Annotated in this window: 12 protein-coding genes; 3 read left to right on the top strand and 9 right to left on the bottom strand. The window is 72.5% G+C overall.

Translation table 11 applies throughout. From position 1 onward, the window contains the following. Positions 1-29: 29 nt before the first annotated feature. Positions 30-500, bottom strand: a complete 471-nt coding sequence (locus tag AB0B98_RS22930) for a VOC family protein (protein ID WP_357365149.1) — start codon at positions 498-500, stop codon at positions 30-32. A gap of 61 nt (positions 501-561) precedes the next feature. Between AB0B98_RS22930 and AB0B98_RS22925 the strand changes: the two genes are divergently transcribed. Further along, positions 562-1,539, top strand: a complete 978-nt coding sequence (locus tag AB0B98_RS22925; RefSeq protein WP_357365148.1) for a YafY family protein — start codon at positions 562-564, stop codon at positions 1,537-1,539. Here AB0B98_RS22925 and AB0B98_RS22920 read toward each other — a convergent pair. The 4 genes from AB0B98_RS22920 to AB0B98_RS22905 form a co-directional block, all read right to left on the bottom strand. Next, positions 1,431-2,012: a GNAT family N-acetyltransferase gene (locus tag AB0B98_RS22920; RefSeq protein WP_357365146.1), complete on the bottom strand. Its 582-nt coding sequence runs from the start codon at positions 2,010-2,012 to the stop codon at positions 1,431-1,433. The two genes, AB0B98_RS22925 and AB0B98_RS22920, sit on opposite strands and share 109 nt — an antisense overlap. 11 nt (positions 2,013-2,023) lie before the next feature. After that, positions 2,024-2,548, bottom strand: coding sequence for an N-acetyltransferase (locus tag AB0B98_RS22915; RefSeq protein ID WP_357365144.1), 525 nt, complete (start codon positions 2,546-2,548; stop codon positions 2,024-2,026). Between the two features lie 391 nt (positions 2,549-2,939). After that, positions 2,940-4,514, bottom strand: a complete 1,575-nt coding sequence (locus AB0B98_RS22910) for an FMN-binding glutamate synthase family protein (RefSeq protein WP_357365142.1) — start codon at positions 4,512-4,514, stop codon at positions 2,940-2,942. Between the two features lie 88 nt (positions 4,515-4,602). Beyond that, a complete protein-coding gene (locus AB0B98_RS22905; RefSeq protein ID WP_357365140.1) occupies positions 4,603-5,712 on the bottom strand; it encodes an N-acetylmuramoyl-L-alanine amidase in 1,110 nt (369 codons plus the stop codon). A 210-nt stretch (positions 5,713-5,922) separates the two neighbouring features. Between AB0B98_RS22905 and AB0B98_RS22900 the strand changes: the two genes are divergently transcribed. Both AB0B98_RS22900 and AB0B98_RS22895 read left to right on the top strand, forming a co-directional pair. Further along, on the top strand, positions 5,923-7,035 hold the full coding sequence (locus tag AB0B98_RS22900; protein ID WP_357365138.1) for a hypothetical protein: 1,113 nt from the start codon (positions 5,923-5,925) through the stop codon (positions 7,033-7,035). Positions 7,036-7,438: 403 nt separating this feature from the next. Beyond that, positions 7,439-8,767, top strand: coding sequence for an MFS transporter (locus AB0B98_RS22895; protein ID WP_357365136.1), 1,329 nt, complete (start codon positions 7,439-7,441; stop codon positions 8,765-8,767). A gap of 46 nt (positions 8,768-8,813) precedes the next feature. Here AB0B98_RS22895 and AB0B98_RS22890 read toward each other — a convergent pair whose 3' ends face one another. From AB0B98_RS22890 to AB0B98_RS22875, 4 genes are all read right to left on the bottom strand, one after another. Then, the gene (locus tag AB0B98_RS22890; protein WP_357365134.1) at positions 8,814-9,200 is read right to left on the bottom strand and encodes a VOC family protein; all 387 of its coding nucleotides are present in this window, start codon (positions 9,198-9,200) and stop codon (positions 8,814-8,816) included. Between the two features lie 372 nt (positions 9,201-9,572). Continuing rightward, positions 9,573-9,998, bottom strand: coding sequence for a YchJ family protein (locus AB0B98_RS22885; protein ID WP_357365132.1), 426 nt, complete (start codon positions 9,996-9,998; stop codon positions 9,573-9,575). A 169-nt stretch (positions 9,999-10,167) separates the two neighbouring features. Further along, positions 10,168-11,268 (bottom strand): magnesium and cobalt transport protein CorA, encoded by a 1,101-nt coding sequence (locus AB0B98_RS22880; protein WP_357365131.1) that lies wholly within the window; start codon positions 11,266-11,268, stop codon positions 10,168-10,170. Positions 11,269-11,423: 155 nt separating this feature from the next. Beyond that, positions 11,424-12,035, bottom strand: coding sequence for a class F sortase (locus tag AB0B98_RS22875; RefSeq protein WP_357365129.1), 612 nt, complete (start codon positions 12,033-12,035; stop codon positions 11,424-11,426). Positions 12,036-12,119 lie beyond the last annotated feature (84 nt).

The raw sequence follows: 12,119 nt of genomic DNA, 5'->3' as shown, positions 1-12,119 counted from the left end.
GATGCGGCAGTGAGCTGGGCGAACGTCGGTCAGTCGAGGCAGAACTCGTTGCCGTCGGGGTCGGCCATGATGAGATGACCGGCGCCCAACGGGGGAGTGGGCTCGTGCCGGCTGAGCCGCTTGGCGCCGTGCGAGACGAGCCGTTCGGCCTCCGCCTCCAGGGCCGCCATCCGCTCCTCGCCCTCCAGTCCGGGGGCCGCGCGTACGTCGAGGTGGACGCGGTTCTTCACCTGCTTGTGCTCCGGCACCCGCTGAAAGAACAGCCGTGGCCGCGAGCCCTCGGGGTCGACTACCGCCGACGCGTCGTTGCGCTTCTCCGGCGGCACACCCATCGCCTCCAGCGCCTGGTCCCAGGACTCGAAGTCTCCGGGTGGTGCCTGCACCTGGTAGCCGAGCGTCTCGGCCCAGAACGTGGCCAACCTCGCCGGGTCGGCGCAGTCGAACGTGATCTGGACGTCGCGGGTCACGGCGGATCCCTGCTTCCTGTTCTGGTCGGTCATGATCTCAGCCTCTCGCGGATAGCGGACAGGGTTGTTCCGCTATCCGTGAAACGATCGACGCGTGACAGTCGAGGCGACGACCGAGCGGGTGCTGCGCCTGCTGGCGCTGCTGCAACGACGGCTGTCCTGGACGGCTGCCGAACTCGCCGCCGAGCTGGGGGTCACCGGCCGTTGCGTGCGCCGCGACGTGCAGCGTCTGCGGGCGCTCGGCTACCCGGTGCACGCGGTGTCGGGCGTCGGCGGCGGCTATCGACTCGGTGCGGGCACCCGGCTGCCGCCGTTGCTCCTCGACGACGAGGAGGCGATCGCCACGGCGGTGTCGCTGCGGCTGGCCTCCGGGGGCACGATCGCCGGTGCGAGCGAGGCGGCGCTGCGGGCACTCGCGAAGCTCGACCAGGTGATGCCGTCGCGGCTCCGCGCCGAGGTGCGGGCGGTGCACGGCTCCACCGACACCCTCATCGGCCCGGTCGCCGAGATCGACGCGGAACTGCTGGTGACACTCGCCCGGGCCTGTCGGGACGGGGTCCGCGTTCGATTCCACTATCCCGGCCGGGACGCTGGTGAGCAGGAACGGACTGTCGAGCCGATCCGGATGGTCACCACCGGCCGCCGCTGGTATCTGATGGCCTGGGACGCAGACCGCGCCGACTGGCGGACGTTCAGACTGGACCGGATGCGGGCTGCGGTGGCGACGACCTGGCGTTTCCCCGCGCGCGACCACCCGGATCCGGTCTCCTTCGTGCAGCGTTCCGTGACCGGGGCGCCGTACCGGTACCTCGCCCGGGTGCGGGTGCACACCCGACCGGAGCGGTTGCGGGAGGTTATCCCAGCACAGGTGGGGCAGGTCGAGGAAGACCGCGACGGTTGGTCAGTGCTGGTCGTCGGCGGCGACAGCCTGGACTGGCTCGCCGCGCACCTCGCCCGCCTGGATCACGAGATGGAGGTGTTGGAGCCTCCCGGGCTGCGCGAGGCCGCAGGCCGGTTGGCCCGTCGCCTCGCGGGGCTGGCCGGCGCGACCTCGGAGCCCGACGCGCGGTGACGCAGCGTGTAGTGACGCAGCGACACCGGGCTGCCGTCGGGAGCGGTCCATGGTGCCGTGCTGGTGCCGACCCACAGCCACCCTGCGCGCTCGTACAGCGCGGCGGCCGCGGTGCCACCGGCGGCCAACTCCAGCACCAGGTCCGTTGCGCGTTTGTCCGCCCACTGGCGGGCCCGGTCCAGCAGCGCGCTGCCCAGCGCCAACCCACGGGCTCTCGGCGCGACGAAGAGACGAGCCACCTCGGCTGTCGGCCGGCCGGGCGGGCCGTCCACCTGATCGGGGATCCGATGCACCGCGACGTGTCCGACAACGGCCGCGTCGGCGTCGACGGCGACCCAGGCTCGCGCCGGGTGCGGCTCGCGCAGCCAGCGGTGCGGGTCGGCGGGCCAGTTCAGTGGGTACCCGTCGACCCGGTGAACCTCGGCGAGCGCCGCGACGCAGCCGTCCAGGTCGGTGGCGCGTCGTCGACGCACAGCCTGTCGGTTCACAGGTCGTCGAACGGGCTGGCGTAGCGGAACTCGCCGCGGATCGACTCGCGCCAGGCGTGCGACTGTCGCGCCATGAAGTACTGCGGCCCCCACGGCTGGGGCGGGGTGACGCCCAGCTCGACGGCCGGCCGGAACCCGAAGCGCGGGTAGTAGTCGGGATGCCCGAGCAGGACCACCAGCGGTTCGTCCCGTGCGTCGGCCGCGCCGAGCACCGCGTGCATCAACGCGCTGCCCACACCGCTCCGCTGCCGGTCCGGCAACACGCCCAGCGGCCCCAGGCCCAACGCCACCGGCGCACCGCCCACCCGGCCGCGGGTGGCCACCACATGCCCGACCACCCGGCCGTCCACATCGGTCGCCACCAGGGAGTACGCGGGCAGCCAGCCCTCGTCGGCGCGCAGCGCGTCGACAAGGGTCGCCTCGACCGGTACGCCGTCACCGCCGTCGGCCTTGGCGAAGGCTGCGCAGTGCACCGCCCGAACGGCGTCGACGTCGGCGGGTGTCTCGCGTCTGATCAGCACCGCGCCACCATACGGGTGCCCTCGGCAACGGCTCCACGCGTTATCCCGTCGAATGCCGACGACGCGGCGTCCTCGGCCCGCCCACCCGTGGCGCCCGTGGCGACGATCGTCTGGACGCCCGCGGTTCGGCGCTGTGCTCGGCCGGGTTGGCGCGGGCCGGTCGGTTGCCTCGCCGGGGCTGTTGCCGAACCGACGGTAGTTGGAGGGCATGTCGCGGAAACGGGCGATGACTGTCAGTCATATTGATGACTCACAGGCATCGCGCGAATGAGCGGATAGGGCTCCCGGCCCGAGACCAGCGGGGTAGTAGGCCGGACGGCGGGTCGGAGTCCAGGTCCGGTCGGAGGCCGGGGCAAGGCCCGGCCCGGGTCGGGTCGGGTCGGGCGCCATCTCAGCCGACGGCAGTGGCGGAGGGCGGGGCGCTGCCGCCCTGGGGTGCCTCCGGGACCATCAGCCGGATGATCTCCGCCTGGTCGGCGGGCGAGGGCAGTCCCCATTCCGGTCGGTAGCCGTACACCTGGTGCAGTGGGGTGGAGCCGGTGCGGCCGTCCAGGATCTCCACGGCGTCGGTGCCGATCAGGCCGGGGTGTTCGACGCCGCAGGCCTCGGCGACCTTGGTCAGGTCCCGGCGCAGCGTCCGCAGGTAGTTGGCCGCCCGGACCGACTTCGACGTCGGGTCCAGGCCCCGGGCGAGCCACGCGTTCTGGGTGGCGACGCCGGTGGGGCAGGTGTCGGTGTGGCACTTCTGCGCCTGGATGCAGCCGATCGCGAGCATCGCCTCCCGACCGACGTTGACCATGTCGCAGCCGAGCGCGAACGCCACTATGGCGTTGTCGGGCAGGCCGAGCTTGCCGCCGCCGACGAAGACCACCTGTTCGTGCAGATCCCGCTCGGCGAAGATCTTGTAGACCCGGGAGAAGCCCTGCTGGAACGGGAGCGACACGGAGTCGGTGAAGATCAGTGGTGCGGCCCCGGTGCCACCTTCGCCGCCGTCGATCGTCACGAAGTCCACACCCCTGCCGGTGTCCCGCATCAGGGTGGCCAACTCCTGCCAGAAGCTCAGGTCACCGACCGCCGACTTGATGCCGACCGGCAGACCCGTCTCGGCGGCCAGCAACTCCACCCAGTCGAGCAGGCTGTCGCAGTCGGAGAACTCGGCGTGTCGGGATGGGCTGACGCAGTCCTGACCGGCCGGGATGCCGCGGGTGGCGGCGATCTCGGCGGACACCTTCGCCCCGGGCAGCAGCCCACCGAGGCTCGGCTTGGCGCCCTGGCTCAGCTTGATCTCCAGCGCCCGCACCGGTGCGTCGGCGACCAGGTCCTTCAGCCGGTCGAGGCTGAACCGGCCGTGCTGGTCGCGGCAGCCGAAGTACGCGGTGCCGAGTTGGAAGACCAGCTCACCGCCGTTGCGGTGGTACGGCGACAGGCCGCCCTCGCCGGTGTTGTGCAGGCAGCCGGCGAGCGCCGCCCCCCTGTTGAGCGCGGAGATGGCATTGCCAGAGAGCGAGCCGAAGCTCATCCCGGAGATGTTGACCACCGACTCCGGTCGGAACGCCTGGGCGCGTCCCCGTGCCGCTCCGAGCACCTTCGCGCAGGGCAACCGCACGTCGTGCCCGGCTGTCGGTGACGACGGCGGCACGGCACGGCCGAACGTGCGGTGCTTGATGATCGGGTACCCGGGGGTGTACTCGATGTCGTTGTCGGTGCCGAAACCGAAGTAGTTGTTCTCCTGTTTGGCCGACGCGTACACCCAGCGGCGCTGGTCGCGGGTGAACGGCCGCTCCTCGTTGTTGCCGGCCACGATGTACTGCCGTAGCTCCGGCCCGATCGTCTCCAACAGGTAGCGGGCCCGGCCGAGGACCGGAAAGTTGCGCAACAGCGCGTGGTCGCGCTGGATCAGGTCCCGCGCGGCGAGGGCCGCGACGGCGGCGGCGGCAGCGGGTACGGCTCGACGGGCCCAGGTCATGCCCGGGAGTCTTTCCGCCCGGGCGGCGGATCAAACCGGTGAGCTGGCTGGTGGCGGTGCGGGTGCGGCCCGCACCGCCACCCCGCGCTCAGCGGTGCCGGAACGACTCGCGGACCGATCCGCCGACGACAGTGCACCACGTGCTCGTGCTGAGTTTGCCGTTGCGGGGCAGACCGTGCAGCGCCTGAAGGTCCTGCACCGCCCTCCGGGTGGCGTGGTCGTACGCCCCGGTGACGGTGACCGCGTACCCCTTGGTGGCGAGGATTTCCTGCACGGCCGTGACCGGCGCCCCGGCGGCGTGCTGGTCCAGTTCCGGGGCGAGGGTCTCCCAGGTCGGCGTGGTGAGTGTGGCGTCCACGTCCACCGCGATGCCGTTGCGGGCCTGCCAGTCCTGCACCGCCGCGACGGTCGCGGCGTCGAACGTGCCGCTGACGGTCACCGGGTAGCCCCGGTAGGCGAGCAGGTGCTGCACCACGCGAACCGAGGGGGAGTTGACGAAACGCCACAGATCCGGCCAGCGGCGTGCCGGCACCTCACCGAGCTTGGTGCCCAGGGCGGCGTGCACCCGCCGCCGCAGCTCGGGGAACTGCCGGTAGAAGGCCGCGCCCGGGCACTCGGTGGTGCGGAAGTCCCAGTGGCCGAAGATGTCGTGTGCGTGCAGCCCGTACTGCCGGCAGATCGCGACGCAGAGCTTGACCAGCGAGTCGGTCAACGCCTCGGGTGGCGTCTCGGTGACGTAGGTGCCCTCGTTCTCGATGCCGATGGCCCTGCCGTTCTCACCCGGACAGTGCGCCGAAATCATCTGCCGGTCGCCGGCTTCCAGGCGCTCCAGGCTGCCCCGGCGACCCTCCAGCACGTACCCGCCACGGCTCACAGTGAAGTGTTGGCCGGTGTCCGACCAGCCGTTGCCGTCCATATGCAGGTCCTGGCAGTCGTGGGCCAGCTTGACCGCCTGCTCGCGGGAGTAGTCGGTGACGTTCGGGAACGCCATGTGGTGCACGATGATCTTGTTGGTGGCGATGGCGCTCACCGACAGCGGGTCCTTCGGTGGGCGGGCGGCCCACTCGTCACAGCTGATGATCCAGTCCAGGTCGGCGCCCGGCGCGGCCTGCGCCGCGCCCGGGAAGGCGAGTTCGCTCCCGACGACGGCGACAGTGGCGGCGCCGAGACCGGCCCGCAGCAGCGTCCGGCGATCCACTTCGGAATGGTCGACGTGCATTGCGTCTCCTCCTGCGGCCGACGGCGGGGGATGAAAAGTAGCTCCAGTGGCCGCACTTACTCCGGAGAATATTGCCAAGACTCATCCCCGCGCCAGAGGGGTGGTCCTGCCTGGTCGGCGTTTCCGCGCGTCGGGTCGGGGGTAGGTCGGGACTGACCGTTCCGGCTGCCACATTTAAGGAATGACCAGATGAGTGACAACGTCAGCGACGCGGTGGGCGACGCTCTCCGCTCGGTGATGCTCTTCCTGCCCAAGGCCGTCGCCTTCCTGGCGATCCTGGTGGCCGGATGGCTGATCGCCAAGGCCGCACTGAAGATCGTGGAGAAGGTCCTCGAACGGGTGGGCTTCGACCGCGCCGTCGAACGCGGCGGCATCCGCCGCGCGTTGAGCCGCTCCCGGTACGACGCCAGTGACATCGTCGCGAAGCTCGTCTACTACGCGGTGCTGCTGTTCACCCTTCAGCTCGCCTTCGGCATCTGGGGGCCGAACCCGATCTCCGACCTGCTCGGCGCGGTGATCGCGTGGCTGCCCCGCGCCTTCGTCGCGATCGTCATCGTCGTGGTCGCCGCCGCCATCGCCAACGCGGTCAAGGACATCATCAGCGGCGCGCTCGGCGGCCTGTCGTACGGCCGGGTGCTGGCCACCATCGCTTCGGTGTTCATCCTCGGTCTCGGCGTCATCGCCGCGCTGAACCAGATCGGCGTGGCCACAGCGGTCACCACTCCCGTGCTGATCGCCGTGCTGGCCACGATCGGCGGCATCCTCGTCGTCGGTGTCGGCGGCGGTCTGATCCGTCCGATGCAGAGTCGTTGGGAGTCGTGGCTGACCCGCGCCGAGCAGGAGTCGCAGGTGATCGCCGAGCACGCCCAGGCGTACCGGGCCGGTCGCCGCGACGCCGAGGCCGAGTTGGCCCGCCGGTCGGCCACCACCAGCGGCGCGGAGGCCACCCAGGTGGTGCCCCGGCCGGCCGACGCCGACGCCACCCAGGTGGTGACCCGGCCCACCGACCCGGAGGCCACCCAGGTCGTCCACTTTCCGGTCAGCTCCGACGCCACCCAGGCGGTCGATCGCAGCACCGTCGACGACGTGACGCCGACGCCGGTTCGACCCTCCGCCACCGACGACACGACCCAGGTGGTCAGCGGCTCGGCCGATTCGGACACCACGCAGGTGGTGGGCGCCGGCGTCGACCCCGACGCCACCCAGGTGGTCACGGGCGGCACCGATCGCGCGGTGCCCGGGCAGCGCACCAGCGACGACGGTGAGACCACCACTGTCATTCCGCCGGTCGACAGGCGCTGACACCAGCGGTACGGCGGCGGGGGGGGGGGGGGGGGGTCGCCCCCCCCCCCCCCCCGGGGGGGGCGCCCGCGCCGGGGGGCGGAGGCGCGCCCGCCACGAACCAGGCGCCGGCGCGCCCCGAGGCGAGCAGCGCGTGATCGGCCATGGCAGACGACGCTAACAGTGGGTTGCGCGACACGCGCGTGGGGCGGGCCCGATCTGATCCCGCCCCGCCTCTCGTTGTCCGCCCAGCCGGCGCGGTTCGCGTTTCCCGGCACACCGAAAGCGCTGGCCGTAGCCGCGCAGGTTGTCTAGCATCGCGGCCATGACCTGGCGACATTGATCCAGCAGCGTCGGCCGATCCCGTGGGCCACCACGGGCACCGCACGTCCGGTGTCCGTCTCCACTCTCACGGGAAGGCCCCATGACCCGCATCGACCCGCGCGTGCCCGAGCCGGCGGTCCGTCGGCTGACGGCGACCCTCTACGGGTACTCGTTCCTCAGTGACCTCGTCCTGCTCTATCCGCTGTACGTGGTGTTGTTCGCCGACACCGGGCTGTCGGTGGGGCAGATCGCGTCGCTCTTCGTCATCTGGTCCGCCGCCGGCATCCTGTTCGAGGTGCCCTCCGGCGCCTGGGCCGACGTGCTGTCCCGCCGGCTGCTGCTGTGCCTCGCCCCGCTGGTGACCGCCGCGGGTTTCGCGCTCTGGGTGCTGCTGCCGTCGTACCCGGCCTTCGCTGTCGGTTTCCTGCTCTGGGGCGCCGGTGGCGCACTGGTCTCCGGTGCGCTGGAGGCGTTGGTCTGGACCGAGTTGGACCGGCTCGGCGCTGTCGGCCGGTACGCGCGGGTGCTCGGGCGGGCGCGGACGGCGGGTGTGCTGGGCGTGGTGGTCTCCGGAGTGCTCGCCGGCCCGGTGCTCGCCGTCGGCGGGTACCCGATGGTCGGCGCGGCCAGCGTGCTCGCCTGCCTGCTCGCCACGATCGTCGCGACCCGCTTCCCGGAGCACCGCGCGCCGACCGCCGCGGCCGTCCCGGTCGCCGAGCCGGCGATGGCCGCCCGGCCGGTGGGTGCCGCAGCCCCGGGACCGGACGCCCCGGACACCGTCGCGCCCGCGAGCCCGGCCGACGATGGGGACCTGGGGTGGTGGGACACGCTGCGGGCCGGAGTGTCGCAGGTCCGCACCCGCCCGCCGGTACGGGCCGCTGTGCTGCTGGTGGCCGTTGTCGCCGCCGACTGGGGTGCCCTGGACGAGTACACCCCGCTGCTCGCACTGGACACCGGCGTCGGGGCGCGGGCCGTACCGCTGCTGCTCCTGCTGCTCTGGGCCGGAGTGACGGTCGGTGGGCTGCTCGCCCCGGCGGGGGAGCGGCTGGGCAGCCGAGGCTACGCCGCCCTGCTGGGGCTGGTCGGCGTCGCGCTGGCCGCAGGGGCCCTGCTCCGGCACCCGGCGGGGTTCGTGCTGCTCGCGGTGGCCTTCGGGGCCGCGCAGTTGGCCACAGTGCTGGCCGACGCGCGGCTCCAGGCCCGGATCACCGGCACCACCCGCGCCACTGTCACCTCGTTGGCCGGGATGGCCACCGACGTGCTGATCATCGTGACGTACGCCGGCTACGGTCTGCTCGCCACGGCGGCCGGCAACGCTGTGGCGTTCGCGCTGACCGCCGGGGCGTACCTCGTGGTGGCGCTGGTGCTGCTGACCCACCGCCGCCGGACGGCAGTGCCCGTCGGCGTGGCCGCGGCGGTGCCGGACTGACCGGGGCCCGGCGGCGGCCTCCTCGGGCCGCCGCCGGGCTGCACTGTCAGCCGGCCATGTGCAGGAACGACCACTGGTGGCCGTCGAGGTCGCGGAAGCCGCGCATGTACATCGGGCCGTTGGCCATCCCTGGCCCGAGCGACTCCCCACCCGCGACCGCCGCCTGGTCGACCAACTCGTCGACCTGCCCTCGGCTCGACGCCGACAGCCCGATGATGACCTCCCGGCTGGTCGCCGTGTCCGGCGTGGCGACCCCGGTGTACGTCTCGAAGCCCGAGCGCAGGTGCAGCACCAGCCGGGTGGTGTCGGAGATGGTGAGCACCGTGCTGTCGCCGTCCGGCCCGGCCTGGTCGCTGGTGAAGCCGATCGCCCGGTAGAACTCGGTGGCGGTGGTGAGGTCGCGCACCGGCAGGTTGATGAATGTCATTGTCATCGGTGGTCTCCGTCCGTTTCGGGCAACACCTTCGGCGCGGTGAGCCGGTCCCGCCAGTACGCCTTCAACTCCGCAGCCTGCTCCGCTCCGGTCAGCTTCTCGTGCCGGACGTTGACCCGGGCCTTTGACTCGCCGGCAGCGCCGGCTCGGCGACCCGCTTGATCAGGTGCCGACGGGCGGTGGTGTAGCTCCCGCCGGTCTTCTCCATCCGGGCCCGGCCCACGCTCCCGCCGACCCCGCCGGAGTGGGGCATGTGGCACCACGTCCCGAGGGCTCAAGGCCCCCTCTGCCTCCGCGTTGCCGACGGCGTGAGCGCCGGGAGGGAGGTGCGGCGCAGGACTACGCCGACGTCATCCTACGCCCGAACAGCCGTCAGGGTTGGTCACCGTCGAGATAGACCCACCTGCCGTCCTCGCGGACGAACCGGCTGTGTTCGGTCAACGTGCCGGGCCGGCCCGCGTCCCGGTAGTGGGCGTGGAAGGTCACCGTGCCGGCGGTGTCGAGCAGGCCGCCCCGCTCGGTCTCCACGATCTCCAGTCGGGTCCACCGCTGCCCCGGGTCGAGCTCCAGGGAGGCGGGCCGGGTCGAGGAGTGCCAGCTGCGCAGCAGGTAACCGGAGTCGCCGAGGGCGAAGGCGCTGAACCGGGAGCGCATCAACGCCTCGGCCGTCGCCGGGGCGTCGCCGCCGTGCGCCGGGGCGCAGCAGTCCGCGTACGCCCGACCGGAACCGCACGGGCACACCCGTCCCGTCGTCGCGTTCGCCCGCCGACGTCCCGCACCCTTACCCACGTCGTTCATCCTGCCGCACCCCCGGTCTTTGGCCCGGCCCCGCCCAGGCCCGCCTCACGCGATCTTGCACTTTCTGTGGCGACATAAGTAATTAAGGGTGCGTATCGACGACACAAACTGCAAGATCGCGGGGCGGGGGCGGGGGCGAGGGCGGGGGCGGGGCGGGGTGAGGGTGGGCTCACAGCCAGCCGGAGCGGCGGAACAGCCGGTACAGGAACAGGGCCGCCGCCGCCATCAGGGTGAGGGCCCCGGCGTAGCCGTAACGCCAGGCCAGCTCGGGCATGTGGTTGAAGTTCATGCCGTAGATGCCGGCTATGCCGGTCTGGGTGGCCGCGATGGCCGCCCAGGCGGCGATCTTGCGCATGTCGTTGTTCTGCTCGACGGCGAGCTGCGCCAGTCGCGACTGAACGATCGAGGTGAGCAGGTCGTCGTACGCGGCCACCGGGTCCACCGCCCGGCTCAGCCGGCCGTCGACGTCGACGAACCAGCGGTGCAGGGCACGCGGCGGACCGTCGGGTTCGAGCAGCGTACGCATCGGCGCCTGCAACGGCAGGACTGCCCGCTTGAACTCCACCACCTCCCGTTTGAGCTGGTAGATGTGCTGGATGTCGGCGCTGCGGTCGCGGGCGAACACCGCCTCCTCGACCCGTTCCAGGTCCCGTTCCACGTGCCCGGCCACCTCCAGGTAGGAGTCGACCATCCGGGCGCAGACCGCGTACGCCACCGCCCACGGGCCGGCGGCCAGCAGCGCGGGGCGGCGCTCGATGTCGGCGCGGACGCTGCGCAGCGCCCCGGCGGCGCCGTGCCGCACCGTGATGGCGAAGCGGTCGCCGAGCAGCACCATCACGTCACCGGTGTCGATCACCTCGGAGGTGTCGGTCAGCTCGTCGTGCTCCACGTACCCGGCCGTGCGCAGGACCAGCAGCGTGACCGGACCGTGGCGCTGCACTGTGGGCCGGTGCCCGTCGGCGAGCGCCTGTTCGACTGTCAGTTCGTCGAGGCCGAAGGTCTGGCCGACTGCGGCGAGCACGGCCGGGCCGGGATCGTGAAGTCCCAGCCACACGAAGGCGTCGCGGCGGTGGCGTGCCCGGGTGTACGCGTCGGCGTAGTGCGGTTGGCCGGGTTCCCGACGGCCGTTGACGTAGACGGCGCAGTCGACCACGGCGTCCGGGTTGGACCGGCGGGGGGTGGGGGAGGCGCCCTCGACCCGTCCGAGCAGTCGCCGGGCCAGGGCGCGTACGCCTCGACCGGTCCGGTCCCGTACCGGTCGCTGATCCACCGCGTGCCTCCCTGTCGCCGGCGCATCGTCCCGATCAGGCGATGGTGCCACCGCATTCTGCCGACCAGGGTCCGGCTCCCGACAGCGGGGAGGCGGCGGCGCGGGCGTGCGGCTCGGTTTCAGGCAGGTGGTCCGGTTGAGGCGGGCGGTCCGGTTCAGGCGGTGCGGGTGGCGAAGACGACGATGTTGTCGACGTAGTTGCCGGTCGCCGCGTCGAACCGGCCGCCGCAGGTGATCAGGCGTAGCCCGGCGGCGTCGGCCGGGCCGTAGACCAGCGTGGTGGGGAAGTGCTCCTTGGGGTACGCCCGCACGTCGTCCACTGTGAATGTGGCGACCCGCGCGTCGGCGCGGGTGACCTGTACCTGCTGCCCGGCGCGGAGCCGACCGAGGTCGAAGAAGACCGCGGGGCCGGACGGCGCGTCGACGTGTCCGACCAGGACGGCGTTGCCTGTCTCACCGGGGCTGACCCCGTGCCGGTACCAGCCGGCGAGGGTGGGCCGGTCCAGCGGCGGCACCTCCAGCACCCCGGCGGCGTCGGCGCCGACGGGGACGATGTCGGCGCGTACGTCGATGGCGGGGATCTGCACCCGGACCGGCGCGGCGGGTGGCAGCGGCGCCAGGTCCGGTGCGGGGTGGGTGCGGGTCGGCGCGTCGGCCGACGGTAGTGGTGGCCGCGCCGGGTCGGCGGTGAGGCCGACGGTGATCAGCCCGAGCCCGGTCACGCCGAGCAGGGCTACCACTGCCGGTAGGGTTCGCCGCCACCGCACGTGTGCACCTCCGTACCGGGTCGTCGGGGGGGGGGCCCCCGGGGGGGCCGCGGGGGGCCCCCCCCCACGGGGGGGGAGGGGGGC

Origin of the sequence: Micromonospora sp. NPDC048947 (assembly GCF_040649495.1) — a bacterium.
GTDB classification, from domain to species: Bacteria; Actinomycetota; Actinomycetes; order Mycobacteriales; family Micromonosporaceae; genus Micromonospora; species Micromonospora alfalfae.
This window is presented reverse-complemented; position numbering and strand designations above follow the sequence as displayed.

Bases quoted from the DNA above. Each gene is read 5' to 3' on its own strand.
- AB0B98_RS22930 (WP_357365149.1), bottom strand. From the start codon at position 500: ATGACCGACCAGAACAGGAAGCAGGGATCCGCCGTGACCCGCGACGTC.
- AB0B98_RS22910 (WP_357365142.1), bottom strand. From the start codon at position 4,514: ATGACCTGGGCCCGTCGAGCCGTACCCGCTGCCGCCGCCGCCGTCGCG.
- AB0B98_RS22900 (WP_357365138.1), top strand. From the start codon at position 5,923: ATGAGTGACAACGTCAGCGACGCGGTGGGCGACGCTCTCCGCTCGGTG.
- AB0B98_RS22895 (WP_357365136.1), top strand. From the start codon at position 7,439: ATGACCCGCATCGACCCGCGCGTGCCCGAGCCGGCGGTCCGTCGGCTG.
- AB0B98_RS22890 (WP_357365134.1), bottom strand. From the start codon at position 9,200: ATGACAATGACATTCATCAACCTGCCGGTGCGCGACCTCACCACCGCC.
- AB0B98_RS22885 (WP_357365132.1), bottom strand. From the start codon at position 9,998: ATGAACGACGTGGGTAAGGGTGCGGGACGTCGGCGGGCGAACGCGACG.